This window comes from Rhodococcus sp. IEGM1428, assembly GCF_050321865.1.
GTDB lineage: Bacteria > Actinomycetota > Actinomycetes > Mycobacteriales > Mycobacteriaceae > Rhodococcoides.
On the sequence record NZ_JBNQFW010000010.1, the window covers coordinates 18,196 to 44,779 of the forward strand.

The 26,584-nt window shown below is 64.9% G+C and carries 22 protein-coding genes and 2 tRNA genes; 10 read left to right on the top strand and 14 right to left on the bottom strand.

The features are described 5' to 3' along the window. Positions 1-171: 171 nt before the first annotated feature. The 6 genes from rho to argS all read right to left on the bottom strand — a co-directional run bounded on the left by rho (position 172) and on the right by argS (position 9,033). Positions 172-2,340, bottom strand: coding sequence for a transcription termination factor Rho (gene rho, locus ACQR3T_RS27385; RefSeq protein WP_428695665.1), 2,169 nt, complete (start codon positions 2,338-2,340; stop codon positions 172-174). A gap of 308 nt (positions 2,341-2,648) precedes the next feature. Continuing rightward, positions 2,649-3,581, bottom strand: a complete 933-nt coding sequence (thrB, locus tag ACQR3T_RS27390) for a homoserine kinase (protein WP_428695666.1) — start codon at positions 3,579-3,581, stop codon at positions 2,649-2,651. 19 nt (positions 3,582-3,600) lie between these two features. Continuing rightward, the gene (gene thrC, locus ACQR3T_RS27395) at positions 3,601-4,668 is read right to left on the bottom strand and encodes a threonine synthase (protein ID WP_027497914.1); all 1,068 of its coding nucleotides are present in this window, start codon (positions 4,666-4,668) and stop codon (positions 3,601-3,603) included. Then, positions 4,665-5,966 carry a homoserine dehydrogenase gene (locus ACQR3T_RS27400; RefSeq protein WP_428695667.1) on the bottom strand — a complete coding sequence of 434 codons (1,302 nt, stop codon included), beginning with the start codon at positions 5,964-5,966 and terminating at the stop codon, positions 4,665-4,667. Before ACQR3T_RS27400 ends, thrC begins: the two co-directional genes overlap by 4 nt. Next, on the bottom strand, positions 5,963-7,384 hold the full coding sequence (gene lysA / locus ACQR3T_RS27405; protein ID WP_032378894.1) for a diaminopimelate decarboxylase: 1,422 nt from the start codon (positions 7,382-7,384) through the stop codon (positions 5,963-5,965). The genes ACQR3T_RS27400 and lysA overlap by 4 nt, the downstream gene beginning before the upstream one ends. Beyond that, the gene (gene argS / locus ACQR3T_RS27410) at positions 7,381-9,033 is read right to left on the bottom strand and encodes an arginine--tRNA ligase (RefSeq protein WP_032378895.1); all 1,653 of its coding nucleotides are present in this window, start codon (positions 9,031-9,033) and stop codon (positions 7,381-7,383) included. Before argS ends, lysA begins: the two co-directional genes overlap by 4 nt. A 231-nt stretch (positions 9,034-9,264) precedes the next feature. On the opposite strand from argS, the gene ACQR3T_RS27415 reads away from it, so the two are divergent. The 5 genes from ACQR3T_RS27415 (at position 9,265) to ACQR3T_RS27435 (ending at position 12,599) form a co-directional block, all read left to right on the top strand. Then, positions 9,265-10,167, top strand: a complete 903-nt coding sequence (locus tag ACQR3T_RS27415; RefSeq protein ID WP_032378896.1) for a DUF3105 domain-containing protein — start codon at positions 9,265-9,267, stop codon at positions 10,165-10,167. Continuing rightward, on the top strand, positions 10,167-10,883 hold the full coding sequence (locus ACQR3T_RS27420) for a DUF305 domain-containing protein (RefSeq protein ID WP_032378897.1): 717 nt from the start codon (positions 10,167-10,169) through the stop codon (positions 10,881-10,883). Before ACQR3T_RS27415 ends, ACQR3T_RS27420 begins: the two co-directional genes overlap by 1 nt. Positions 10,884-10,952: 69 nt before the next feature. After that, positions 10,953-11,025: transfer RNA gene (locus tag ACQR3T_RS27425), tRNA-Arg, on the top strand. Between the two features lie 60 nt (positions 11,026-11,085). After that, entirely contained in the window at positions 11,086-11,997 is a 912-nt protein-coding gene (locus ACQR3T_RS27430) for a hypothetical protein (protein WP_428695668.1), read from the top strand. A gap of 14 nt (positions 11,998-12,011) precedes the next feature. Next, positions 12,012-12,599: a class I SAM-dependent DNA methyltransferase gene (locus ACQR3T_RS27435; RefSeq protein WP_428695669.1), complete on the top strand. Its 588-nt coding sequence runs from the start codon at positions 12,012-12,014 to the stop codon at positions 12,597-12,599. Between the two features lie 47 nt (positions 12,600-12,646). Here the strand turns inward: ACQR3T_RS27435 and ACQR3T_RS27440 are convergent. Continuing rightward, positions 12,647-12,717, bottom strand: a tRNA-Cys gene (locus ACQR3T_RS27440). Positions 12,718-12,823: 106 nt separating this feature from the next. Between ACQR3T_RS27440 and ACQR3T_RS27445 the strand changes: the two genes are divergently transcribed. The 3 genes from ACQR3T_RS27445 (at position 12,824) to ACQR3T_RS27455 (ending at position 15,662) form a co-directional block, all read left to right on the top strand. Then, a complete protein-coding gene (locus ACQR3T_RS27445; protein WP_428695670.1) occupies positions 12,824-14,167 on the top strand; it encodes a DUF2254 domain-containing protein in 1,344 nt (447 codons plus the stop codon). Between the two features lie 35 nt (positions 14,168-14,202). Next, positions 14,203-14,742, top strand: coding sequence for a MarR family winged helix-turn-helix transcriptional regulator (locus ACQR3T_RS27450; protein WP_032378900.1), 540 nt, complete (start codon positions 14,203-14,205; stop codon positions 14,740-14,742). A 95-nt stretch (positions 14,743-14,837) separates the two neighbouring features. Then, positions 14,838-15,662, top strand: a complete 825-nt coding sequence (locus ACQR3T_RS27455) for a hypothetical protein (RefSeq protein WP_428695671.1) — start codon at positions 14,838-14,840, stop codon at positions 15,660-15,662. Between the two features lie 16 nt (positions 15,663-15,678). On the opposite strand, the gene ACQR3T_RS27460 is transcribed toward ACQR3T_RS27455, so the two are convergent. From ACQR3T_RS27460 to ACQR3T_RS27490, 7 genes are all read right to left on the bottom strand, one after another. Continuing rightward, a complete protein-coding gene (locus tag ACQR3T_RS27460; RefSeq protein WP_428695672.1) occupies positions 15,679-16,455 on the bottom strand; it encodes an enoyl-CoA hydratase in 777 nt (258 codons plus the stop codon). Then, on the bottom strand, positions 16,452-17,360 hold the full coding sequence (gene mmsB / locus ACQR3T_RS27465; RefSeq protein WP_032378903.1) for a 3-hydroxyisobutyrate dehydrogenase: 909 nt from the start codon (positions 17,358-17,360) through the stop codon (positions 16,452-16,454). Before mmsB ends, ACQR3T_RS27460 begins: the two co-directional genes overlap by 4 nt. Beyond that, complete coding sequence (locus ACQR3T_RS27470) at positions 17,357-18,415, bottom strand: enoyl-CoA hydratase/isomerase family protein (RefSeq protein WP_032378904.1); 1,059 nt, start codon at positions 18,413-18,415, stop codon at positions 17,357-17,359. Before ACQR3T_RS27470 ends, mmsB begins: the two co-directional genes overlap by 4 nt. After that, a complete protein-coding gene (locus ACQR3T_RS27475; RefSeq protein ID WP_428695673.1) occupies positions 18,412-19,551 on the bottom strand; it encodes an isobutyryl-CoA dehydrogenase in 1,140 nt (379 codons plus the stop codon). The genes ACQR3T_RS27470 and ACQR3T_RS27475 overlap by 4 nt, the downstream gene beginning before the upstream one ends. Before the next feature lie 6 nt (positions 19,552-19,557). Continuing rightward, a complete protein-coding gene (locus ACQR3T_RS27480) occupies positions 19,558-21,066 on the bottom strand; it encodes a CoA-acylating methylmalonate-semialdehyde dehydrogenase (RefSeq protein ID WP_032402882.1) in 1,509 nt (502 codons plus the stop codon). A gap of 78 nt (positions 21,067-21,144) precedes the next feature. Further along, positions 21,145-21,897 carry an SWIM zinc finger family protein gene (locus ACQR3T_RS27485; protein WP_428695700.1) on the bottom strand — a complete coding sequence of 251 codons (753 nt, stop codon included), beginning with the start codon at positions 21,895-21,897 and terminating at the stop codon, positions 21,145-21,147. Next, on the bottom strand, positions 21,897-24,749 hold the full coding sequence (locus tag ACQR3T_RS27490; protein WP_428695674.1) for a DEAD/DEAH box helicase: 2,853 nt from the start codon (positions 24,747-24,749) through the stop codon (positions 21,897-21,899). Before ACQR3T_RS27490 ends, ACQR3T_RS27485 begins: the two co-directional genes overlap by 1 nt. A gap of 103 nt (positions 24,750-24,852) precedes the next feature. On the opposite strand from ACQR3T_RS27490, the gene ACQR3T_RS27495 reads away from it, so the two are divergent. Next, the gene (locus ACQR3T_RS27495; RefSeq protein WP_032378909.1) at positions 24,853-25,758 is read left to right on the top strand and encodes an NADP-dependent oxidoreductase; all 906 of its coding nucleotides are present in this window, start codon (positions 24,853-24,855) and stop codon (positions 25,756-25,758) included. A gap of 96 nt (positions 25,759-25,854) precedes the next feature. Further along, the gene (locus ACQR3T_RS27500; RefSeq protein WP_428695675.1) at positions 25,855-26,577 is read left to right on the top strand and encodes an HNH endonuclease family protein; all 723 of its coding nucleotides are present in this window, start codon (positions 25,855-25,857) and stop codon (positions 26,575-26,577) included. Positions 26,578-26,584: the final 7 nt, after the last annotated feature.

A 26,584-nucleotide genomic window follows, 5' to 3' on the forward strand; every position in this document is an offset into this window, starting at 1 on the left:
GCCGGGTCGCCTTCGCCGATCGAAGACGTGAACCGGAACCGGACTCGGCCGTTGATTATGCCAGAGCGGGCATCCGCCCTGCTAATCGTCGGTACTTCTGTGCCGACAGATGCTTACAACGCACGCACCTGCCGGCTTGTTCCCCGGGTGAAAGATCCGGGGAACAACCGATCAGTCGTTGTTGCCGCCGGGTGCCGTCTTCGAGACTTCCATCAGGAACTCGAGGTTGTTCTTGCTCTTCTTCAGTCGATCGACCAGCAGGTCGATGGCCTGGTGGGAGTCGAGTCCGGACAACACGCGTCGCAACTTGTGCACCACTGCCGCCTCGTCCGGAGCAAGAAGCAGTTCGTCGTGGCGGGTGCTGGACGGGTTGATGTCGACGGCCGGGAACACGCGCCGCTCCGCGATCTTTCGATCGAGTTTGAGCTCGGCGTTACCGGTGCCCTTGAACTCCTCGAAGATCACGGTGTCGCCGGTGGATCCGGTCTCGACCATGGCCGTGGCGATGATCGTCAGCGATCCACCGTGCTCGATGTTTCGAGCCGCACCGAGGAACCGCTTCGGCGGATACAGCGCGGTCGAGTCGACACCACCGGACAGGATGCGTCCCGAAGCCGGCGAGCTGTTGTTGTACGCACGTCCCAGACGGGTGATCGAGTCGAGCAGAACCACCACGTCCTGTCCGGCTTCGACCAGGCGCTTGGCCCGTTCGATCGCCAACTCGGCAACGGCGGTGTGATCGCCCGGAGGCCGGTCGAACGTCGATGCGATGACCTCGCCCTTGACGCTGCGCTGCATGTCCGTCACTTCTTCGGGACGCTCGTCGACGAGGATGACCATCAGATAGCACTCGGGATTGTTGATGGCGATCGCGTTGGCAATAGCCTGCAGAACGCTGGTCTTACCTGCCTTCGGCGGGCTGACGATGAGCGCACGCTGGCCCTTGCCGATCGGCATCACCAGGTCGATGATGCGCGTGGTGAGGATGTTCTGCTGAGTCTCGAGACGCAGACGCTGGTTGGGGTACAGCGGGGTGAGTTTGCCGAATTCCGGACGCTTGCGGGCAGCCTCGACCTCTCCCCCGTTGACGGTGTCCAATCGCACGAGCGGGTTGAACTTCTGCCGCTGGCTCGACTGCTCGCCTTCGCGTGCCACTCGAACTGCGCCGGTGACGGCATCGCCGCGACGAAGACCGTTCTTGCGGACGAGGTTCATCGACACGTAGACGTCGTTCGGTCCGGCCAGGTAGCCCGAGGTGCGGACGAACGCGTAGTTGTCGAGAACGTCGAGGATGCCGGCTACCGGCTGAAGAACATCGTCCTCACGAATCTCGGTGTCGCGCTCGCGTCCGCCGCCGCCGCCGTCGTTGCCCTCGCCACGATCGCGTCCACGACGCCGCTCACGGAACCGACGACCCCGACGACCCCGGCCTTCGCCCTCGTCGTCCTGATTGTTGTCGCGGTTGTCGCGAGGACCGTTGTTTCGCTCCTCGTTGCGGCCATCGTTGCGGTTGTCGTTGCGACCATCGCCCTGATTGCGGTTACGGCCGTTGCGATCGGACTGATTGCGACCACCGTTGTCACGGTTGGAGTTGTCCCGATCACCCTGGTTGCGATCACCCTGGTTGCGGTCGTTCTGGTTGCGGTTGCCGTTGTCCCGGCTGCCGTTCTCGCGGGTGGCCGTGTCGCGGTCGCCCTGATTACGGCTTCCGTTGTCACGGGCACCGTTGTCTCGGTTGCCGTCGGCGTCACGCTGTTCCCGGTCGGATCCGTCCTGACGGTTCCGCTCGCCGCGACTGCGTCGCGGCCGCTCGGGGGCGGCGTTGTCGCCCTCGTCCTGCTTTTCGCTCGACGCGGTGTCCGCGGAGGGAGCAGTTGCTGCGGTCTCGGATCCAGCCGAGTTGTCGCTGTCGTCGAGCGGGAGCTGATCGGGTGCACCCGCGCGGCGACCTGCTGCTCGACGGCCACGCGCGCGACGACCGGTTTCGGGAGCCGAGTCTGCCGCGTCGACCGACTGCGTCGCCGAGGCGTCGGCAGTCGACACCTCGGGTGCCGGTGCTGCCTCTGCTGCAGGTCGATCTTCGACGGCGGGTGTCGACGCAGCGGCGCGGCGCGTCTTGGGTGCGTCGGACTTGGGTGCGTCGGACTTGGCCGACTTCGCCGACGCAGCACCCGATTGACGCTCGGAAATGGCTGCGATCAGGTCGCCCTTGCGCATGCCGGAGATGCTCTTGATGCCGAGTTCGCCAGCGAGGCTGCGTAGCTCGGTGAGAACCATTCCGGACAGGCCTGCACGTCGGCGTGACGTTTCGGGCGCAGAGATAAGTTCCGTATCGGTCACGGAGGTCCTTTCCTTCCCTCGCTCGCTCGATGCGCAGCCGAGGGTTCGTTCCGCAGTTCGACGTTCTGCCGAACTCGGATATTGCCGTTCATGTTCGACGCACTCCGTCGACGACACCATCGATCCGAGACCGCAGAGAACTACGGGAAGGATCGAGTCAGGAGCGTCACATCACTCGGACGTTTGAATCCCCCGAATACAGCGACCTGATTGCCCTGACGAAACCGGCGTCTGAAGCGCACGATGTACGGACAGGGTTCACCATAGCGCCGTTGTCCCCACTCGGCAAGAACCCTACCCGGCGTTTGTCACGCGACGGTCACTCCGTCGGCTACCTCCAGGTCGAGTACCTGCCACCCCTCGGCGATCGCGGCGTCGCGCAGATCCGTCGGAAACTCTTCGGTGCACAACGCCATGACGGTCGGTCCGGCCCCGGAGACCACGGCCGCGATCGATCGGGCGCGCAGAGTCGCGATCCAGCGCGTGGTGTCGGGCAGCGCTTGGGCCCGCTGTCCTTGATGAAGCAGATCTTCCGTCGCCGACATCAGCAGATCCGGACGCTGAGTCAGCGCCACCACCACGAGAGCACTCCGACTCACATTGAAGGCCGCATCACGATGGGGCACCAACTCGGGCAACAGACCCCGCGTGTGCGAGGTCGACGAGCGCTCCGCCGGCACGAGCACGACGACCCTGATGGTCGGATGCACATCGAGCCTCACGGCCGCGTACTTCCGCGCCGTCACACTGGCATTGGGCGGTTCGCTCCACGACACGACGGCTCCGCCGAGGCAGCTCGCCGACGCGTTGTCGGGATGCCCCTCGAATTCCGACGACAACTGAACGAGCTGGCTCTCCGACAATGCGCTGGACGGATCGACTTTCGCAGCGAGCGCGTTGGCCGCTGCGAGGCCCCCGACCACAGCCGACGCCGACGAACCGAGACCTCTAGAATGAGGAATTGCGTTGCGGCAGTGGACATCCAGACCGTCGGCCCACACTCCGGCAGCTTCGAGCCCTCGCTCGATGGCGCGAACCACCAGATGCGTCGGACCCCACGGGACATCCGCCGAGCCCTCGCCGTCGACATGAATCCTCAGCCCCGACGCGGTGGTCGTGACCTCGATTTCATCGTAGAGCCCCAGAGCGATTCCGAGACTGTCGAATCCGGGTCCGATGTTGGCACTGGACGCCGGAACGCGCGCGGTCACCGTGAGCCCGATCGGAAGTGTCGTCGTCATAGCCGGAGATTCCGTCAACTCAGGCCAGCTCGAGCGCAGCCGCGACAGCGACGGGATCGACCGAAATCGGTTCTACGACAGGCATACCCGACAACGCGGTGTCGGGATCCTTGAGACCGTTACCGGTCACCGTGCAGACGACGGTCAGGCCCGGCTCCAGCCAGCCTTCCTTTCGAGCCGCCAACAGTCCGGCGACGCTGGCCGCGGAGGCCGGTTCGACGAACACGCCCTCTGTCTTCGCGATCAAGCGGTATGCCTCGAGGATCTCCTCGTCGGTCGCTGCGCGGAATGCTCCGTTCGATTCCTCCTTGGCATTGACGGCACCGTTCCAGGATGCGGGTGAGCCGATCCGGATTGCGGTGGCGATCGTTTCCGGGTCCTTCACCGGCGCACCGTGAACCAGCGGAGCGGCTCCCGCGGCCTGGACTCCGAGCATCCGCGGCTTACGCGTGGTGAGTCCGTCACGGAAGTACTCCGAGTAGCCGCGCCAGTACGCGGTGATGTTGCCTGCGTTGCCGACCGGCAGAGCATGGATGTCCGGCGCGTCGCCGAGGGCGTCGCAGATCTCGAAGGCCGCGGTCTTCTGGCCTTCGATGCGGACGGGATTGACGGAATTGACCAGACCGATGGTCGGGAACTCGGCCGTGGTCTTGCGGGCCAGTTCGAGGCAATCGTCGAAGTTGCCCTGCACCTGAATGATCTTGGCACCGTGCATGACTGCCTGCGCGAGCTTGCCCATGGCGATCTTGCCCTGCGGAACCAGTACGGCACAGCTCATTCCGGCCTTTGCCGCATAGGCCGCAGCAGAAGCAGAGGTGTTGCCGGTCGAGGCGCAGAGCACGGCCTCTTGGCCGCGGGCGAGCGCGTCGGTGACGGCCATGGTCATTCCGCGGTCTTTGAAGGAGCCGGTGGGATTGAGCCCTTCGACCTTGAGATGCACCGTGCAGCCAGTCAATTCGGACAGATGTCCGGCGGGCAGCAGCGGAGTTCCGCCCTCGCGCAACGTGACGGTCTTCCAGTCCGGTCCGATCGCCAGACGCGAGCGGTATGCCTCGATCAGACCGGGCCAGGGGGTGTGGACGCTCATACGGTGGTGCCTTCCAATCGGAGAACGCTTGCGACGTGGATGACCACATCGAGCTGCTCGAGCGATGCAACGGTTTCGGACAATGCGGAGTCGGCCGCGAGGTGGGTGACGACGACGAGCCTGGCTCCGTCACCCGAGCCCTGCTGACGCACGGTGGAGATGCTGACGTCCCGCTTGGAGAACTCGGCCGCCACGGTGGCCAGGACGCCGGGCTTGTCCGCGACCTGCATGCTGACGTAGTAACGAGTGAGGATGTCACCCATCGGGGCCACCTTGAGCTTGGCGTACTTGGATTCGAGTGGGCCCCGCCCCCCGTAGAACTTGTTGCGCGCGGCCATCACCAGATCGCCCAGCACTGCGGACGCAGTCGGTGCACCGCCTGCGCCCTGCCCGTAGAACATCAGGCGGCCGGCAGCCTCGGCTTCGACGACCACGGCGTTGAACGCACCGTTGACCGATGCCAACGGGTGGTTCAGCGGAACGAGCGCGGGGTAGACCCGAGCGGAGATTCGCTCCTTGCCCTTGGGCGTGACGATCCGCTCGCAGATGGCCAGCAGCTTGATGGTGCAGTCCAGGGATTTCGCGGTTTCGAGATCGTCCGAGGTGATCTTGCTGATGCCCTCGCGGTAAACGTCACCGGCCGTGACCCGGGTGTGGAATGCGATGGACGCCAGGATCGCGGCCTTCGAGGCCGCGTCGTAGCCCTCGACGTCGGCGGTCGGGTCGGCTTCGGCGTAGCCCAAACGCCCTGCCTCGGCAAGGGTTTCGGCGTAGTCCGCTCCCGTCTCGTCCATAGCGGAGAGAATGAAGTTGGTCGTGCCGTTGACGATGCCGGCAACCTTGTTCACGCGGTCGCCCGCAAGGGACTGCATCAGAGGACGAACCACCGGGATGGCTCCGGCCACGGCCGCCTCGAAATACAGGTCGGCACGCGACTTCTCGGCAGCGTCCGCGAGTTCGCCGGTGTACTCGGCCAGGAGGGCCTTGTTCGCAGTGATGACGGACTTGCCCTTCTCGAGGGCAGAGAGCACGAGTTTGCGGGGAATGTCGATGCCGCCGAGCACCTCGACGACGATGTCGACATCGTCGCGGCCGACCAGCTCCGCCGGATCGTCGGTGAGCAGCTCGGTGGGCACTCCACGATCGCCGTCGACCCGACGCACCGCGATGCCCCGAATCTCCAGCGGCGCACCGATTCTCGCTTCGAAGTCCTCGGCATTCTCGGTGAGGATCCGAACGACCTCGCTGCCGACGTTTCCGAGTCCGAGTACGGCGACGCCTATCGGCTTCGATGTCATGGCTGAACCTCCAAGCTGAGCAGATCTTCGATGGTTTCCCGCCGTAGGACCAGGCGCGCTCGCCCGTCCTTGACTGCGACCACTGCGGGCCGCGTCAGCAGGTTGTAGCGACTGGACATGGAGTAGCAGTAGGCACCGGTGGCCGCTACCGCGAGCAGGTCGCCGGGCCCGACGTCCGCCGGCATCCATGTGTTCTTGATGACGATGTCGCCGCTCTCGCAATGCTTTCCGACCACTCGCGCCAGAACGGCTGGAGCCTCGCTGGTTCGCGAGACCAATCGGCAGTCGTACTCCGCCTGATACAGCGAGGTGCGAATGTTGTCGCTCATTCCGCCGTCGACGCTGATGTAGCGTCTGCGCGTCGCCTTGTCGACGGTGACATCCTTGATGGTGCCCACCTCGTACAGCGTGACGGTGCCCGGTCCGGCGATGGCACGGCCGGGTTCGACGGCGATCGTCGGAACCGGCAATCCCACCGCGGCGGACTCCGTCTCCACGATGGCGGTCAACTTCGCTGCGAGCTGCTCCACCGGCGGCGGGTCGTCACTGGCGACGTACGAAATGCCCATGCCGCCACCGAGATCCAGAGTCGAGATCTGTGCGGTTTTGTCGACACCGAATTCCGAGACGATGTCTCGGAGCAGACCGATGACCTTGTGCGCCGCGAGCTCGAAACCGTCGACCTCGAAGATCTGCGATCCGATGTGACTGTGCAGTCCCACGAGGCGAAGGTTGTCGGCAGCGAACACGCGGCGGACCGCGTCGAGTGCCGAACCGTCGGCGAGCGAGAAGCCGAACTTCTGGTCCTCGTGCGCCGTGGCGATGAACTCGTGCGTATGCGCTTCCACGCCGACGGTGATGCGGATCAGAACGTCCTGGACCACACCGGCCGCGCCGGCAACGGCGTCGAGACGGTCGATCTCGATGTTGGAGTCGAGAACCACGTGCTCGACGCCCGCGCGCACGCCGGCCTCGAGCTCGGCGACCGATTTGTTGTTGCCGTGCATGGCAATTCGGTTCGCCGGAAAACCTGCGGCAAGCGCGATAGCCAACTCCCCGCCGGAACAGATGTCGAGCGACAGCCCTTCGTCGGCGACCCACCGCGCGATCTCGCCGCAGAGAAATGCCTTGGAGGCGTAGTGCACTCGCTCGGGCGCTCCGAACGCGGCTGCCATTTCGCGGCAACGCGAACGGAAGTCGTCCTCGTCGATGACGAACAGTGGCGTCCCGTACTGCTCCGCGAGTTCGGTGACCGATACTCCGGCGAGACGAACCGTTCCGTCGTCACCGCGCTCGGCATTACGGGGCCACACCTGATCGGGCAGCGTGGTCATCTCGGACGCGTCTACCGGGCGATGGGATGTCGACTGTTTCGCGGGTGCATCGGCATGCTTGGGCCCGGCCGGATGTGCGCTCACATGCGCTCCGGTGCGCTGACCCCGAGCAGTTCGAGGCCGTTGGCCAGGACCTGCCGGGTCGCGTTCCCCAACGCCAGTCGTGCGGTGTTCACAGGTCCGGGCTCCTCGTCTCCTTGTGGAAGTACTCGACACGCACCGTAGAAACGGTGATAAGCACCCGCCAACTCTTCGAGGTAGCGGGCAATCCGGTGTGGCTCACGCAGTTCGGCGGCGCTGGCCACCACTCGGGGGTACTCGCCGATAGTCCTGATCAGCTCGCCTTCCTGCTCGTGGGTGAGCAGGCTCAGATCCGGTTGGTCCGCAACGATTCCCAGTTCGGCGGCATTTCGCGCGAGCGAGGCCAGCCGGGCATGGGCGTACTGGACGTAGTACACCGGGTTCTCGTTGCTGGCGCTCGCCCACAGGGCCAGATCGATGTCGATGCTGGAGTCGACGGACGACCGAATCATCACGTACCGGGAGGCGTCGACGCCGATGGCGTCGACCAGGTCGTCGAGCGTGATGACGGTGCCGGCTCGCTTGCTCATCTTCACGGCAACGCCGTCGCGAACGAGGTTGACCATCTGTCCGATGAGGACCTCGACGGTCGCGGGGTCGTCTCCGAACGCCGCCGCGGCGGCCTTGAGCCGTCCGATGTATCCGTGGTGGTCTGCTCCGAGCATGTAGATGCACAGGTCGAAGCCGCGCTGCCGCTTGTTCTGGAAGTAGGCGATGTCGCCGGCGATGTAGGCAGCGTTGCCGTCGCTCTTGATGACGACGCGATCCTTGTCGTCACCGAAGTCGGTGGACCGGAGCCACCAGGCCCCGTCCTCCTCGTAGAGGCTCCCCGAAGTCTTGAGGTACTCGACCGACTTGTCGACGGCTCCGGACTCGAACAGCGAGTTCTCGTGGAAGTAGACGTCGAAATCGACACCGAACTCGTGCAGGTTCGCCTTGATCCGATCGAACATCAACTCGGTGCCGATGGACCGGAACGCCTCTTCCTGCGCCTCGGTGTCCAGCGCGAGCGCATCGGGTCGCTCGGCGAGCACGTGCGCTGCGATCTCGGCGATGTATTCGCCCGCGTAGCCGTTGTCGGGTGCAGGCTCACCCTTCGCAGCGGCGATGAGCGAGTGCGTGAAGCGCGCGATCTGAGCGCCGTGGTCGTTGAAGAAGTACTCGCGGGTGACCTCCGCGCCGTGGGCGGTCAAGATCCGACCGAGCGCGTCGCCGACGGCGGCCCACCGGGTTCCACCGAGGTGCACCGGACCTGTCGGGTTGGCCGAGACGAACTCGAGGTTGACCTTCTTGCCTGCCATCGACGATCCGTTGCCGAACGACGCGCCTGCCGCGAGTACCCGGGCAACGATCTCGCCCTGCGCGGCGGCGGCCAGCCTGATGTTCAGGAATCCGGGGCCTGCAACGTCGGCGCTGTCGATCGCGGCCTCGGCCGCGAGAGCTTCGGCGAGCCAGCCGGCGAAGTCGCGTGGATTGGCACCGGCCTTCTTCGCGACCTGCAGAGCCACGTTGGTCGCGTAGTCGCCGTGCTCGGGGTTACGGGGACGCTCGACGGTCAGCTTCGCAGGTAGAACGGATGCGTCCAGGCCGCGGTCGGCGAGCACCTTCGCGGCGGTCGCGTGGAGCAGTTCGGCAAGATCGGCAGGAGTCACAGGTAGCTATCCTATTGGCTGGTGTGCGGCGTACTCGCATCCACTGCCCGTCCGATCGCGGGCCCACCCGGCCGAAGCGCTCGTTGCAGGCCCTGAGCACGCTCTCAGGCAGAGAACGTACAGTAAGGGCGCTCTGCGCGGACGGTCCTTGGTCACCGCCGTCACCAGCAGATACGCACGACCAGCGACACCGACCACCACCTTCCCTCGACTGAGAGAGCAACTACAGCGATGCCAACGGGTCCCGACAAAGGCAGTCAGAACAAGTCGGCTGCGAAGGCAGACAAAGCCATCAACGCAGCCAACAAGAAGTCAGCTCGCAAGAAGAAGGGCGGCGTGCCTGCTGCCAAGGGCAGGCAGATTCCCTGGCTGACGGTTGCCGGTGTCGTAGTGGTTGTCGGCCTCGTCGCAGGACTGGGAATCAATCTGTATCCGAAGTACCAGGATCGAGCCGAAGCGCAGAAGTTTGCGCCCAGCGAGTCCAACCAGGATCCGTCGACGGGCATCGAGGGCGTGACGGTCCAGGAATATCCCGCAGCTCTGCACGTCGCGCGCACGCAGCGGGTCGCCTACGACCAGTCGCCGCCGTTCGGCGGGCCGCACGACGCCGTATGGGCCACCTGCACGGGAATCGTCTATCCCGAGGCCATTCGCACCGAGAATGCCGTGCACTCCCTCGAACACGGAGCCGTCTGGGTCACCTACAACCCCGACGACCTGAACGAAGACCAGGTCCAGTCGCTGGCCGATCGCGTCGACGGTGAAACCCAGATGATGATGTCGCCCTACCCCGGTCTGGACACCCCTGTTTCGCTGCAGTCCTGGGGCCACCAGCTCAAGCTGGACAGCGTGGACGACGCACGCATCGGCCAGTTCATCTCTGCGCTGCGCCTGAACCGCTTCGCCTACCCGGAGGTCGGTGCCAGCTGCGCATCGGTGCCCACCACCTCGGGCGACGGCAGCGACGGCTTCGATCCGGACAACCCGCCACTGTTCGACGCCTCGGCACCCGGAGCGGACGCCGTTCCGATGGACGGTGCAGGTATCACCCCCGACACCAGTGAGACCAGTGGGACCGGCGGACTGCCCGGTGGAGCGCAGCTACCCAGCGAACTTCAGGTTCCCGCGAGCTGATGACCGAATCGACAGTCGACTCGACCACCGGCCCATCCGCGACCAAGCCGAGCCAGCGCACTGCGCTGGTTGTCTTGGCGCTGATCGCCGTTCTCGCGATCGGTTTCGCGCTGGGCTTTCTGGTGCAGAGTCCGTTCCGTGACGGTGACAACTCGCCTGCCGCGGACTCGGTCGATGTCGGTTTCGCACAGGACATGACCGTGCACCACAACCAGGCAATCGAGATGGCCGCGGTGGCATTGACCAATGCTCCCGATCAGGCCGTCAAGAACCTGGCGTTCGACATGCTCACCTCGCAGCAGAATCAGGTCGGCCAGATGCAGGGCTGGTTGGCTCTGTGGGACCGCGCACCGATATCGACCGACGGCTACATGACCTGGATGACGGCCGACGACTCCGACGGCCACTCCATGGGCGGGATGTCGATGGAACCGGGGTCCTCCGATCCCACCAAGGCAATGCCCGGCATGGCCAGTTCCGCGGAGCTCGCAGCGCTTCGGCAGGCAACGGGCACGGACGTCGATGTGATGTTTCTTCAGCTCATGCTGCGCCACCACGAGGGCGGTCTGGCCATGATGGAGTACGCCCAGACTCACGCGCAGTCGCCTGCCGTGATCAACCTGGCGAAATCCATGGTGGCTACCCAGACCAGCGAATCGACGTTGATGAAGCAGATGCTTGCCGCGAAGGGTGCGCAGCCGCTGCCCGAGGGGTGATTTCGGCTCCGGTCACGTATGCGCTAGTCTTTCGTACAGCCCAACAGGCACGCCGGCTGAAGCCGGTGCGCCCCCGTAGCTCAGGGGATAGAGCGTTCGCCTCCGGAGCGAAAGGCCGCAGGTTCGAATCCTGCCGGGGGCACACATCTTTCACGCATGTCACCGCAGCCCTGTGACTGCTCGAACGAGACGGTGGACTTCGATGTCCGAGGATCTCCCCCACATCGACACGGTCGTCGACGACCTGTACTCGCTGGCTCCTGCCGAATTCGTGTCGCACCGTTCGGCGTACGTCGCCCGGTTCAAGAAGGCCGGAGACAAGTCCGGCGCCACTCGCATCGGCGGACTCCGTAAGCCCACTGTCGTGGCCTGGTTGGTGAACACACTCGCTCGTCAGGACGAATCGGCCCTCGCGGAACTGTTCGACCTCGGAGAGCAGCTCGAACGAGCTCAGCAGCGGGGCGATGGCCACCGACTGCGCGAGTTGTCCACTGCTCGAAGCACTTCGATACGCGCACTGACAGAACAAGCCATCTCTTTGGGACACGACCTCGGAGTGACCGTCGGCGACAATGCTGCTCGCGAGATCGCCAACACCCTGAACGCGGCGATGGCCGATCCCGAGATTCGCGACCGCGTGCGGGCGGGCCGAACCGTCACGGCCGAAACCTACAGCGGCTTCGGGCCGGCGCTGCTCTCTCTCGTTCCCGACCCACCCGACCCACCCGACGACGAGACCGAGGGTGTTTCGGACACTGCCGATGACGCACCCGAGCCCGATCCCGAGGACTCCTCCGAAGCCGATCAGCTGCGCGAGGCCGAACACGATCGACTGGTCGCCGAACTGGACGCTGCCGAAACCGCGTTCGATGCCGCGCGCGATGCGGCCGAAACTGCTGACTCCGATACAGAACGTGCCGCGTCCGAACGACGCAGCGCCACAAAGGAAGTCGAGAGGCTCGAAGCCGAGCTGGACGCCGCCAGAGCCGAAGCGAAGGCGGCGCGGGCAGCGGAGAGAACAAGCGTCGAGCAGGCCGAATCGACAGCGGAGGCTCTCGAGGCGGCCCGGGCACGCGTGGCCGAAGCCCGGGCGGCCCTCGAAGCACAGAGCTGACCTACCCTGACGGCATGACCACACGCTGGCAAGCCGAGAACTCAGCCGACGATTCCAAGCGGTACATCGAGCGATTCGACCGCCTGGCCGAACGCGGAGTCGATCTGCACGGTGAGGCCCGCATGGTCGACGCGTTGGTCTCCCCCGCGTCGAGCATTCTCGATGCCGGATGCGGTACCGGCCGACTCGGTGCCGAACTGGCTCGCCGCGGACACCGGGTGACCGCAGTGGATCTCGATCCGGTCCTGGCCGAGGCCGCGCGAGCGCACCCCGAACTCGACGTTCATGTCGCCGACCTGACGACGCTGGACCTGGGACGGACGTTCGACGCAGCAGTCGCGGCAGGCAACGTACTCGTCTACATGGAGCCGGGCACCGAACGGAAAGCGCTGCAACGTATCTGGGCCCACCTGACCGACGGCGGGGTGTTCGTCACGGGCTTTGCCACCGATCGCGACTACACCGTCGGCGCACTCGACGCAAACTTGGCCGCGGTCGGCTTCGTCGTCGAACATCGTTTCGCGACATGGGACCTACGGCCCTGGCGCGACGACGCGGACTGGGCTGTGACCGTGGCTCGAAAGCCAGCGCTGCTGGCCTGACACGACATCGATCGGGACCGACCGTTGCCGGCCGGTCCCGATCTTCGAGCGAGCGACGGGATTCGAACCCGTGTGAACGGCTTTGCAGACCGGTGCCTAGCCACTCGGCCACACCCGCATCACCGATGATGATGCCGTATCGGGCGACCGAAGCCTACGGTTGCGATCATCGTGATTCGAACGCCGAAGGGTTGATTCGGACACGCCGGGGAAGACTGTCGCTCATGAAGGAACACATGGCCAAGTTGCGGGAGTCGTTCTGGTTCATTCCCGCAGTCCTGGGAGTCTTTGCGCTCCTACTCGCGCAAGCACTCGTCAGCCTCGACCGCTACCTACTCGACGCCCGAGTGGATCTGACGGGTTCGCTGCTCTATCACGTCGGGGCCAGTGGCAGCCGGGATATTCTCGGCGCGATCGGCGGCTCGATGTTGGGTGTGGCCGCGACGTCGTTCTCCATCACCATCTCCGTACTCGCCACTGCCAGTTCGTCGTACGGCCCCCGCCTGGTGCGCAACTTCATGGCCGACCGGGGAAATCAGGTGGTACTCGGCATCTTCGGGGCAACGTTCCTGTACTCGCTGATGGTCCTGCGGTCGATTCGATCGATCGAATCCGATGGTTCGGTGTTCGTCCCCGACATTGCCGTCAACGTTGCCGTGGCGCTCGCGGTCGTCGACGTCGGTGTACTCGTCTACTTCATCCATCACATCGCCCAGTCCATCCAGGTTGCGACGCTGTCCGCCCGGGTCCGCGACGAGCTTTCCGAGTCCGTCGACTCGCTGTATCCACTGGAGCAACCCGACGACGCGGCGTCGGCAGACGGAATTTCCAAGCCACCCGTCTACACAACGGTTCTCGCCGAGGAATCCGGAGTGATCATCGACATCGACGAGGACGCACTGCTGGGCATCGCGGCCGACAGCAGCACCATGGTCGAGATTCATCGAGCACCCGGTGACCATGTCGTCGCCGGTGAACCGCTCGCAGACATCCTCGCCGATCGATCGGCCGACATATCCGAGGACGCGATCGGACGAGTACGAGGATCGTTCGACATCGGCACCAGCCGAACACCCCGGCACGACATAGCCTTCGCCGTCGAGCAGATGACCGAAATGGCGGTGCGCGCGCTGTCCACCGGGGTCAACGACCCGTACACGGCACGCAACGCCATCGACGATCTCTCGGTCGGACTCGTGGCGGTAGTTCAGCGCCCAGTGCCCTGCCGTGCACGGCGCGACTCCGACGGCACCGTGCGACTGATCATTCGCCGCGTGACCGTCTCGTCGCTGATCGACCACGCGCTCGATGCAGTGCGCATCTACGGGACCGGCAGTCCCATGGTGGTCCAGGCCGGAATCCGCCTCGCCGAAAGAGTCGGCCGTGCCGCGCGCTCCACCGACGATGTCGACTCCGTGTTGGCGCAACTGAGTCTGCTGGACGCAGCACTGACCGCCGACGAGACCGACAACGCGCGCACAGCCGATGCCCGCGAGCAGATTTCACGGACCCGAGCTGCGATCACCGATCGAGTGCCACTCGCCGTACTTCGCACCGTCATTCGGTAGACGCACGAACCGGACACCGTGGGAGGATGGTATGTATGCCAGCACCTTCGCCGCTTCCCCTCGACCCCATTGCAGAGGCCCACCGTCAGTGGACCAAGCACGGGTGGTCCGATGCCGCCGACGGTATGGCCGCTGTCACCTCGCTCATGCGCGCTCAGCAGATCATGCTGGCCCGGGTCGAGGAAGCGTTGAAGCCGACGGGACTGACCTTTTCACGGTACGAACTGCTGACGTTGTTGACGTTCACCAAGAACGGCGCGCTACCGATGGCGAAAGCCAGTGCTCGACTGCAGGTGCACCCCACCAGTGTGACCAATGCGGTGGACCGCCTCGAATCCGTCGGATACGTGCGCCGCATTCCCCACCCCAGCGATCGACGCACCACCTTGGTCGAAATCACCGAGCAGGGGCGCACGTTGGCGGTCGAAGCCACCGAGCGCCTGAACACGCTGGTATTCGCCAAGCCCGGGCTCGCGCGTGACAAGCTGATGGCCCTGGTTCGGATCCTTGCGGAACTGCGTTCGGATGCAGGCGATTTCGACAGTGATGACATCACCACATCGTTTCGACAATGATCGTGACTCGTCACAAGTAAATGGAACACCCGTACCGTTCGTGGTGAAATGGCACTGCGCGCAGGGCGAGGCGGATCTGTCGAAGGGCGGGGCGGGTGCTGGTGTTGGGGGTCGGAGCGGGTGCACACGGTGCACGTGCAATTCTGACGTATCTGGACAGTCCACATCGCACACCGATCGTGTCGAGAACGGTGCGCCGCGCGCCCGGCCAGCCCTTGGCCACGACGATCGCCACCGGAGTCGACGCTATCCATTCCATCGCGGCGACAATGTCTCTGCCAGTGCAGTTCTCGGCCATCGCGTACCGGGTGGCCACCGATCCCGGCTCGGTCGCAACCCGCGGCACCGCCCGCACGGCGTCACTCGTACCGGAAACCGCTGCGCAAGTGCGCTATCTGCGTTTCATCGGGCTGGTACCGAACCACGGGGTCACCGCCCTGTGCGATATCGGTAGCACCGGAACCACAGTCACCGTCGTCGATCTCGCGTCGTCCCGGACCCTGATGACGCGGCGTACCGCCACGTTCTGCGGAGACGATCTCGATCACTCGGTTCGTCGATTGCTCTCCGCCAACGGGGTTCGTGTCGGAATCGATGCCAGCCGATCCATCAAGGAGCGACTGAGCGTGGACTCTGTCGTCAGCACGGCGGATCCGTCCGGGACCGCGCGCCACGTACTGACGCGGCGCGACTTCGACGATCTGATTGCCGGCCCCGTACGGTATGCAGGCATGCTCGTCGAGCAGACGATCCAATTGTCCGGGGCCAGACCGCAGTCCATCGTCGTGGTCGGCGGCGGAGCGAACATCACCTCGATCGCGCGGTCGCTGGAACTGCAGACCGGTCTGCCCACCCTGGTGCCGTCGATGCCGGAACTGGTCTCTGCTCGCGGGGCCGCCCTCCTGTCCCCCGACAGATAGGGCGACCGAACCGGAACTACCGGTGCTGGAAGTTCGGCGTCCGCTTCTCGATGAAGGCCGACATGCCTTCCTTCTGATCCTCCGTGGCGAACGTCGAATGAAACACGCGGCGCTCGAACAGAACTCCCTCACGAAGGCTCGACTCGAACGATCGGTTCACTGCTTCCTTCGCCATCATGGCGACCGGAAGGGACATCTCGGCGATGGTCGTGGCGGTTGCGATGGCGTCCTCGAGCAGATCGGCGACCGGCACGATGCGCGAGACGAGCCCCGCGCGCTCGGCTTCCTCGACCTTCATGTTCCGGCCGGTCAGGCACATCTCCATGGCCTTGGCCTTGCCCACCGCACGCGTCAGGCGCTGCGAGCCACCGATCCCCGGAATGACACCCAACTTGATCTCGGGTTGTCCGAATACCGCGGTGTCGGAGGCGATCAGAACGTCGCACAGCATCGCGAGTTCACACCCGCCACCGAGTGCATAACCGGACACCGCCGCGATGAGGGGCGTCCGCGCTGCGGCCAGTCGATCCCACGTCGCGAAGAAGTCGTCGAGGTAGACGTCCATGTACGACTTCGGCTGCATCTCCTTGATGTCGGCGCCGGCCGCGAAGGCTCGCTCGGATCCGGTGATCAGAATGGCACCGATCCCGGAGTCTGCATCGAGTTCCTCGACCACCGAGACGACCTCACGCATCAACTGGGAGTTGAGCGCGTTCAACGCCTTCGGGCGGTTGAGCGTGATGATGCCGACGCGTCCTCGACGCTCGAGCAGGATGGTCTCGTACTCGGTCACTGGCCGGCTCCGTTCGAGCGTTCGCGGATATCGTTGATGATGCCGGAGAAGTCCACGTCGGTTCCCCCGCCGGACGTTTCCTTGAACCGCGCGTAGAGTTCGGCTGCGCGCAGGCCGAGCACTCCCTCGACCCCGTTGTCGCGCAGTGCATTCGCAGCCAGACCCAGGTCCTTGTCCATGAGCGCCGCAGCGAATCCGGGCTTGTACTCGTTGTTTGCCGGGCTCGTCGGAACAGGTCCGGGCACCGGGCAGTTGGTGGTGAGCGCCCAACATTGACCGGACGCAGTCGACGCCACGTCGAACAGTGCCTGGTTGCTCAGGCCGAGCTTCTCCCCCAGCACGAAGGCCTCGCTGATCGCGATCATCGACACTCCGAGGATCATGTTGTTGCAGATCTTGGCGGCCTGGCCGTTGCCCGCTGCGCCGCAGTGCACCACTTTACGGCCCATGACGTCGAGAACTGCTGCGGCAGAGGAGAAGTCTTCCTCCGAACCGCCCACCATGAAGGTGAGCGTTCCCGCTGCGGCTCCCCCGACTCCACCCGAGACCGGCGCGTCGAGACTGCGATGACCGGCCTCGCGCACCAGCGTGTGCGCGGCGTGGGCGTCGGCGACGTCGATGGTCGACGAATCGATGAACAACGTCCCCGGTGCCGCGGCCGGAAGCAGGTCCCCGTACAGCCCAAGCACCAGTTTTCCGTTCGGCAACATCGTGATCACGATGTCGGCTCCGGCGACGGCCGCAACCGCGGACTCCACCACTGTGACGCCGTCCTTCGTAGCCTGCTCCAGTGCCGCGGGGACAAGATCGAAGCCCTGCACCGTGTACCCGGCCGCAGCCAGATTGGCGGCCATCGGTCCACCCATGTGCCCGAGACCGATGAAGCCGATCGTTTTCTCGCTCATGACTGCTCACCTTCTGTGTGTGCTCGGGCCAGGCCGAGTTCGGAGTCCCCCAGGGGCGCGAAGTATCGGTCGATGTCCTCGGCTGTGACGTCCGCCGATGTGGCCGGCTGCCACTGCGGATTGCGATCCTTCTCGACTACCTGCGCACGGATTCCCTCCACCAGATCGTGACTGCTCAGCGACGCGACCGACACGCGGTACTCCTCGTTCAGCACGGCCTCGAGCGAGGGCAGCGTCGCAGCTCGACGCAGAGACCGCAGTGTCACCGCGAGCGATACCGGCGACTTGGACGCGATGTCTTCGCTTGCCTGCTGCGCCTCCGGTACCGGGCTGGCGGCCAGGGCGTCGACGATGCCTTGCACATCGTCGCCCGCATAGCATTGGTCGATCCAGTCCTGCTGACCGGAGATTGCGGACTCCGGCGCAGGCTCGCTGAACGTCGCAACGGCCTCGCCGACGCTGACGGTTTCGAGAGCCGCGTAGAACTTCTCCAGGTTCTCCGACGGAACGTAATGGTCGGCGAATCCAACCGCGATGGCGTCGGCCGCGTTCATTCGCGCCGTGGTGAGCGCGAAGTGGGTGCCGATCTCGCCGGGTGCGCGCGAGAGCAGGTACGTGCCACCGACATCGGGGACGAAGCCGATGCCCACCTCGGGCATCGCGATCTTGGAACGCTCGGTCACGATGCGAGTGTTCGCGTGCGCCGACAGTCCTACTCCTCCGCCCATGACGATGCCGTCCATGATCGCGACGAAGGGCTTCGGGAATCGGGCGATCGCGGCATTGAGCACGTACTCGTCGCGCCAGAAGTCCTTGCTGCCGCTACCGCCGTCTTTGGCGTCGTGGTAGATCGAGACGATGTCGCCACCGGCGCACAGCCCCCGTTCACCGGCACCGGTCAACAGGACGGTGTCGACGGCGTCGTCGGTTGCCCACTGCGCCAGCGTCGGAGCGATCTGTTGCACCATCGCGTGCGAGAGGGCGTTGATGGCTTTCGGGCGATTGAGCGTGATGCGACCGATCCCGCCGGACACCTCGAGGAGAACGTCACTCATGCCGCACCCACGATCGAACGAGCAACGACGACGCGCATGATCTCGTTGGTACCTTCCAGAATCTGGTGGACCCGAAGGTCGCGGACGATTTTCTCGACACCGTACTCGGCGAGGTAACCGTATCCGCCGAGCAGCTGCAGCGCGCCGTTGGCGACGTCGAATCCGGTATCGGTGCCGAAACGCTTGGCCATCGCGCACATTTCGACCTTGTCGGCTGCGTCGTTCTGCACCCCGTCCGCTGCTCGCCACAACAGCGTTCTGGCGGCTTCGAGTTCGGTCTTGAAATCCGCCAACCGAAACTGCAGGGCCTGCGAGTCGAGCAACCTGGCACCGAATGCATTGCGGTCGGCGAGGTACGCCACGGCCTTGTCGAGAGCGGACTGTGCGCCGCCGATCGAGCACGCGGCGATGTTGATGCGTCCTCCGTTGAGCCCGTTCATCGCGATACGAAATCCGTCGCCCTCCCCGCCGAGCAGATTCTCGGCCGGAACGCGGGCACCTTCGAAGATCACCTGGCGGGTGGGTTGAGCGTTCCACCCCATCTTCTTCTCGTTCGCTCCGAACGACAGTCCTGCAGTGTCCTTCGGCACGATGAACGCCGAGATGCCGCGGGGACCCGGCTCTCCGGTGCGGGCCATGACGACGTACACCTCGGAAGTGCCTGCGCCGGAAATGAACTGCTTGACGCCGTCCAGCACGTACTCGTCACCGTCGCGGACGGCTTTGGTACCGAGCTTTGCCGCGTCGGATCCAGCGCCGGGTTCGGTGAGGCAGTAGCTACCGAGTTGGTCCATCGAGCACAGTCCCGGGAGCCAGCGCTGCCGTTGCTCGTCGTTTCCGTAGGTGTCGACCATCCACGCAACCATGTTGTGGATGGAGATGTACGCCGCGATGGACGGGTCCCCGGTGGCGAGTTGCTCGAAAATTCGTACGGCGTCGACTCGGGTCAGGCCCGACCCACCGACGTCCTCACGAATGTAGATGCCGCCCATCCCGAGTCCGGCGGCCTTGCGCAGAACGTCCACCGGGAAATGCTTCTGCTGATCCCACTCGACGGCGTTCGGTGCGAGGAACTCGTCCGCGAAGTCGCGAGCTGTGTCGTTGATGGCACGCTCGTCCTCGTTCAACGTGAACATGGCCGATCAGTCCATGTTCGGAATGACGAAGTGATTCTGCGCAGCTGCTTCCTTGGTGCCCGACGGCCAACGCTGGGTGACGGTCTTGGTCTTGGTGTAGAAGCGGATCGAGTCCGGTCCGTGCTGGTTCAGATCGCCGAATCCCGAACGCTTCCAACCACCGAACGTGTGGTACGCGATCGGCACCGGGATCGGCACGTTGACGCCGACCATGCCGACCTGGACGCGGGAGCAGAAGTCGCGAGCGGTGTCGCCGTCGCGGGTGAAGATCGAGACGCCGTTGCCGTACTCGTGCTCGGTGGGCAGGCGCAGCGCATCCTCGTAGTCCTTCGCGCGGACGACGATCAGAACGGGTCCGAAGATCTCTTCCTTGTAGATCCGCATGTCGGTGGTCACCTTGTCGAACAGTGTTGCGCCCGCGAAGAATCCGTTCTCGTGTCCGGCCAGGCTGAAACCGCGCCCGTCCACGACCAGTTCGGCACCCTCGTCCACGCCGATCTGGGTGTAGTCGTTGACTCGCTTCAAGGCATCGCTGCCCACGAGCGGGCCGAAATCCGCGTTCTCGTCGTCGCTGCGGCCGATCTTCAGCTTCGCCACTCGCTCGGTGAGTTTGGCGACGAGCGCATCTGCGGTCTCCTCGCCGACCGGGACCGCGACGGAAATCGCCATGCAGCGCTCGCCTGCCGAACCGTACGCGGCTCCGAGCAGTGCATCGGCCACCTCGTCGAGATCGGCATCGGGCATCACCAGGGCGTGGTTCTTGGCTCCGCCGAAGCACTGTGCGCGCTTGCCCTGCTGGGCTGCGGTCTCGTAGATGTACTGGGCGATGGGGGTCGAGCCGACGAAACCGATGGCCTTGACCCGATCGTCGGTAAGCAGCACGTCGACAGCATCCTTGCCGCCGTTGACGACGTTGAACACGCCCGGCGGGAGTCCTGCCTCGAGGAACAGCTCGGCGAGCTTGAGCGGCACGGACGGGTCCCGCTCGGAGGGCTTGAGGATGAACGCGTTACCGCAGGCGATGGCCGGGCCTGCCTTCCACAGCGGAATCATCGCGGGGAAGTTGAACGGGGTGATGCCTGCGACGACGCCGAGCGGCTGACGCATCGAGTAGACGTCGATGCCGCCACCGGCCCCCTCGGTGTACTCACCCTTGAGCAGATGTGGGACGCCGACGGCGAATTCGACGACCTCGACGCCACGCTGGATGTCGCCCTTGGCATCGGCGATCGTCTTGCCGTGCTCGGAGGACAACAGACGCGCGAGCTCATCCATGTCGCGAGTGACCAATGCGAGGAATTTCATCAGCACGCGTGCGCGTCGCTGCGGGTTCCACGTTGCCCACTCACGTTGGGCCTGTTCGGCGTCGGCGATGGCAGCCTCGACCTCGGACACATCGGCGAGGGGGACACGAGCCTGCACCTCGCCGGTATTCGGATCGAAGACATCCCCGAATTTTCCGGAGGTTCCGGCTACGTGCTTGCCGCCGATGAAGTGTGTGAGTTCGCGAGCCATGGAATCAGTCCGTCCTCGAGCCTGGAAATTGAAGTACGCCCATCCTATAGTCGGATGTCCAAGTAAGTCCAGATTCCGTCACATTCGGTCGTAGAACTGCCTCAGATCAGCGCACGCTCGGCTGACCTCCGCCTCGTTGGACCCGTCGGCGCGGAAAACTCGACGCAGGATCAACGGGTCGAGGTCGTCCATCGCGGGTGCGAACGTCACCTGAGGAAGGTCGGGGAAGGACGCACGATCGGCGAACCAGTCGTCGGCATCGAACTCGTCGCCTCCGTCGCCCACGCCCTCGATCAGTTGGTCGAGATCTACTCCGCGCAGCGTCAGGATGGTGGCCGCGGACGCGTCGATGTGTTCGGCTGCGATGTACATCAGCGCCGCCGCGTGCTTGCACGGCCACCCGTCGTCGGGGCACGTGCAATCGAAATCGAGCTGGCCCTTGTCGTGTGGCAGCAACATCGAAGACAATGCCTGCGGAATGGCATTCGATGCCAGTTCGGCAAGCATCCCGGGATTCGATCGCACCCGATCGACGAGCGCGGCCACCTCTCCGGAGGTCAGCGGTTCGACGGTGACCGAGGCCGAGAACGGCTCGAGTTGGCTGCCCTGCACCTCGCCGTAGATCTGCCCACGTTCGACGCCGAGAGTGAGAACCTGACCCTGACGCGCGTACGTTCTCCCCCGCGCGATACGACCCGGATCGGCCAGGTCCTCCATTGCAGCGACGAAGTGCCTACCCCACCACGTCTGCCCGAAGGCCCCTCGTTTGTTCCGAGACTCGATGCCGCCCTTTGCTTGTCGACGCTTGCCGTACTGCGAGAAGTCGACCATCACTCACCCACCGCATCTTCGCTGAGCCGGAACAGCTCCTGCAGTTCCGCGGTGTCCATTTCGGTCACCCAGCTCTCCCCGGTGCCCACCGCCAGATCTGCCAGGCCCTGCTTCGAGACGAGCATCGAGTCGATTCGCTCCTCCACGGTGCCGACACACAACAGTTTGCGCACCTCGACGTTCTTACGCTGCCCGATGCGGAAGGCCCGGTCCGTCGCCTGGTTCTCGACCGCCGGATTCCACCAACGGTCCAGGTGCACAACATGATTGGCGGCTGTAAGATTCAGTCCGGTACCACCCGCCTTGAGCGAGAGCATCATGATCGGCGGGCCGTCGTCGCTCTGGAACCTCTCCACCATCGCATCGCGCTTGGTCTTGCTCACTCCGCCGTGCAGGAACGGCACTTCGGCTCCGAAACGATCCGCGAAATACGGCGCAACGAGCTCGCCGAACTCCCTGAACTGCGTGAACAACAACACCTTTTCGTTGTCGCCCAGAATCGAATCGAGCATGTCCTCGACCAGCCCGATCTTGCCGGACCGGTGCTGACCTTTCTTGAGCACCGACGAGCCGTCGGACAGGAAATGGGCCGGGTGGTTGCACACCTGCTTGAGTCGAGTGAGTGCGGACAACACCGCGCCCTTGCGTTTCATACCCTTCGCATCGGCGATCTGCGCCATCATCTCGTCGACGACCGCCTTGTACAGCGCAGCCTGCTCGGCGGTGAGGTTGGCGCGCACTGTCATCTCGTTCTTCTCGGGCAGATCCGAGATGACCGTCGGATCGGTCTTGACGCGTCGCAGAATGAACGGCGACGTGATCGCCCGCAGACGTGAGACGGCGTTCTCGTCGTTCTCGCGCTCGATGGGTACCGAGAATCGCTTACGGAAATCGGACGGCCTTCCCAGCATTCCCGGATTGGCGAAATCGAGAATGGATCTGAGCTCGTCGAGACGATTCTCCACGGGCGTACCGGTGAGAGCCAACTTGTGTTCCGCCGGGATGGCGAGCGCCGCTTTCGCTTGAACGGTGCCGGCGTTCTTGATGTGTTGCGCCTCGTCGAGCACCACGCGCCGCCACGTCTGTTCCGAGAGCTGCGCGCGGTCCTTGGCCATCAGCGCATAGGTGGTGACGATCAGGTCGTGCTGGGCGATCTCTCGGTCGAGCTCGTCGCCCTTCGCCCGAGCCGGGCCGTGGTGCACGAGGACCCGCAGTGCAGGCGTGAACTTCGCAGCCTCACGTTGCCAATTGCCGACCACCGACATCGGAGCCACCAGCAGTGTCGGCTTCGGATGTTGTTCGTGGGCAAGGAGTGTGAGCACTTGCAATGTTTTGCCCAGACCCATGTCGTCGGCGAGCACCGCTCCGAGACCGAGCCGACTCATGAATGCGAGCCAGTCGAGTCCTCGCTGCTGGTAGGGCCGGAGCACTGCGTTCACGCCATCGGGCACGGGGATTTTCTCCGGTACCGCGCCGGGCTCGAGCAGCGTGGCCGCCCAGCCGGTGGCGCGGATGTCCTGGACCGGGGCCGGTGGTGGATCGGCCAGGGTCATCTCGCGCATCAGCGTGCTCAACGCGGTTCCGTCGCCGTGATGCTCTGCGACGTACTTCGCGGCCCGTGCGAGCTGACCGCCGTCGGCCAACACCCACTGACCCCGAAGCCGAACGAGATCGCCCTTGGACACGGCGAGTCTGTTCATTTCCGCTTCGGTGAGCACCATGTCGCCCAGTTGGAGCTGCCAGTCGTAGGAGACCAACTCGTCCATGCCGACCGCGCGATCAGCAGCCGCTTTGGTCACCGCCGGTGACTCGACGCGCAACCTCATCGACGGGTCCAGCCGGGTCCATGCACGCGGGAGCAACACCGTCGTTCCCGTGGCCTGCAGCGCCGTCGCACCGTGTTCGACCAGATCGATGACGACCGAGGTGGGGAGCAGCAGATCCAGGGTGCCTTCCTGCGAGGGCAGATCACGCAGCCTCGGGTACGCGGCAACTGCGTCACCGAGTTTGCGCACGGCGATCGACAGCAACGTGGCATCGACCTTGCGGCTCATCGGCACCGGCCGCGGCGCTTCGCCGTCTGCCCGCAAACACACCTGCAAGGTCCACATCGATTCCGCTGACTCGTCGACGATGCCATGGGCCACAGCGACTTCGGGGCCGTCGACCTCGTCGTCATCGGGTTCGAGCAGGCGCAACACCAGGGACGGTTCGTCTACGGTCAGGCTTGCCCGCCACTTCTCCAACAGGGTCGAGATCTGTTGAGTGCCATCGCTGTACGGGTCGTCCCGAACCAGAGCGGACAGCAGCGGATGTTCCGAGTCGGGTCTGCCCAGAAGCGATCTGACGATCGGATCGGTGAGCTCGTCGACCATGTCGTCGAGAATCTTCCTGGGTCGCTCGTTCGCTCGCTGCACCGACGGCATCGACACGGCGAGTTCGCTGAGCCAGGCTCGCTGACGCTCACCGCCGACCAGACGCCACCGTGGCCACCACTGCCCGTCGATCAACTTCAGCGCAGGAACGACCCGCCCACCGCGGACCCAACGTTCGATTCCACGGGTGACGTGCGCCAGAAAACGTAAGTCTCCGGAGATCAGCGCGTGGTGGGATGGCGTTCGCAGCAGCAGGTCTGCCGCGTCGTGCGGCGCGAGCGCGACGGCCGGAATCTGCACCGGAGCCTTGGCGATCGCAGTGTGTCCAGGAGTCGGAAACGACACCGCAGCACGATGCCGAAACGTTCGGGTGAGTACCTGCGCATGAGCCGAGGGCAGGTCGGGTTCGTCGCCGGTGGTGATCTCGTCGTCCCACAGCATCAGCCCAGCACCGGGAGACCACAGACCGTGCAACATCGGTCCATCCAACCAGGACGCACCGACATCACCTCGGTGAGGCAGGCCGCCGAGGCTGCTCGACGCGGTGCCGATCGGTTCGAGAATAGGGCACAGTGGTCACATGATCGCGTACGGCTTCAGCGAATACGGCGGACCCGAAACCGAGTCCCTCCTCGAGTTACCCGTTGCCGAGCCCGGACCGGGCCAGATTCTCGTCGCGGTGCACGCGGCCGGGGTGAATCCCGCAGATTGGAAGGTGCGGAAGGGCACCCGCAAAGACACGGTGCAGATCACTCTGCCGGCAGTGCTCGGGCGGGAAGCGTCGGGCACCGTCGTGGATGTCGGCACCGGTGTGACCGACTTTTCGGTGGGCGACCACGTATTCGGGGCAACCGCGTCCGGACACGGCGGCTACGCGCAGTACACCGTGTTCAATGCGTCGAGCACCGCTCACAAGCCCGAGACGGTCTCCTGGGCCGCCGCGGCCACTCTCCCGGTCGCGGCGGGAACCGCGTACGACGCGCTACGCCAGTTGGCCACGAGTGCCGGCGATACCGTTCTCGTGCTGGGCGCGGGTGGCGGTGTGGGTTCGGCGGTACTGCAACTCGCTCGGGCGGACGGAATCGCCATCGTGGCAGTGGCGAGCGCGGGCAAACGGGAGTGGATCGAGGGCCTCGGTGCTCGATTCGTCGAATCCGGCAGTGATGTCTCCGTCGCGGTCACCCCGCCGGTGGACGCCATCGTCGATCTCGTCGGCGGCGAGACGTTGCGTGCGGCGGCGACTGCCGTCGGGTCGGGGACACCGATCGTGAGTGTTGCAGACCCGGTGCTGGCGTCCGAATGGGGTGGTTCGGGAGTCGATCGCGATCGCACGACCGCTGCGTTCGCACGGTTGGCAGACCTGACCGCGTCGGGCGTGCTGAACCCGCGTGTCGACCATGTGTTCCCGCTCGAGCGCGCAGGTGAGGCCCTCGCCCTGGTCGAGAACGGGCACGTGGCCGGCAAGGTTGTCGTCGAAGTCCGCTGAATTCGCCCTGGCAGCCGAATTCCGCAAGTGTGTCGGTACCGTCCGGCACACTGCTGCCGCGAAGGCCGACTGCGGGAGAACGACGATGGGGCGTGTGTGAGAAAACTGTGGGTAGCGGCGGCGCTGGTGGTCGCCGCGGTGGTGATGGCGGCTTTCGGATCGTGCGACCGATCCGTCATCCCCGGCTTCTCCCCGGCCGCGCCCGCACCTGGCAGCCCCACCCGGGTGCAGATCGAGCAATTGCTGGAACAGGTTCGAGTGGTCGCCGCGCGGCCCGACGCCCTCGGGTACGAGCGTGGATGCAAGACCGGCGAAGGCTGCGTGTTCGGACCCGCCTGGACGGACGATTACGACGGGCCGGGCGGCCACGACGGTTGCGGAACTCGCGACAACGTACTGGCGCTGTCGATGACGGAGATCGAGTTCCGCGCAGGCACCCGCGACTGCGTGGTCCTGTCGGGTTCGCTCGCAGACCCGTACTCCGGTGAGCGGTTACAGTTCACCAAATCCGATGCCGGGAAGATTCAGATCGACCACGTCTATCCCCTGTCGGCTGCTTGGGACATGGGCGCGAACATGTGGTTGCCCGACAAGCGCATTCGATTCGCCAACGACATCGCCTTCAATCTGCTGGCGGTCAACGGAGCCGACAATCAGACCAAGAGCGACAAGACACCGTCGCAGTGGATGCCGCCCAATCCGGCGTACCACTGCTTCTACGCGGGCAAGTACCTCACGGTGGCCGCGCAGTACGAGCTACCGATCACCGAGGCCGATCGGGGTGCTCTGGTTTCGGTCGCGTCGACGTGCCAAGAGTAGTGTCGAG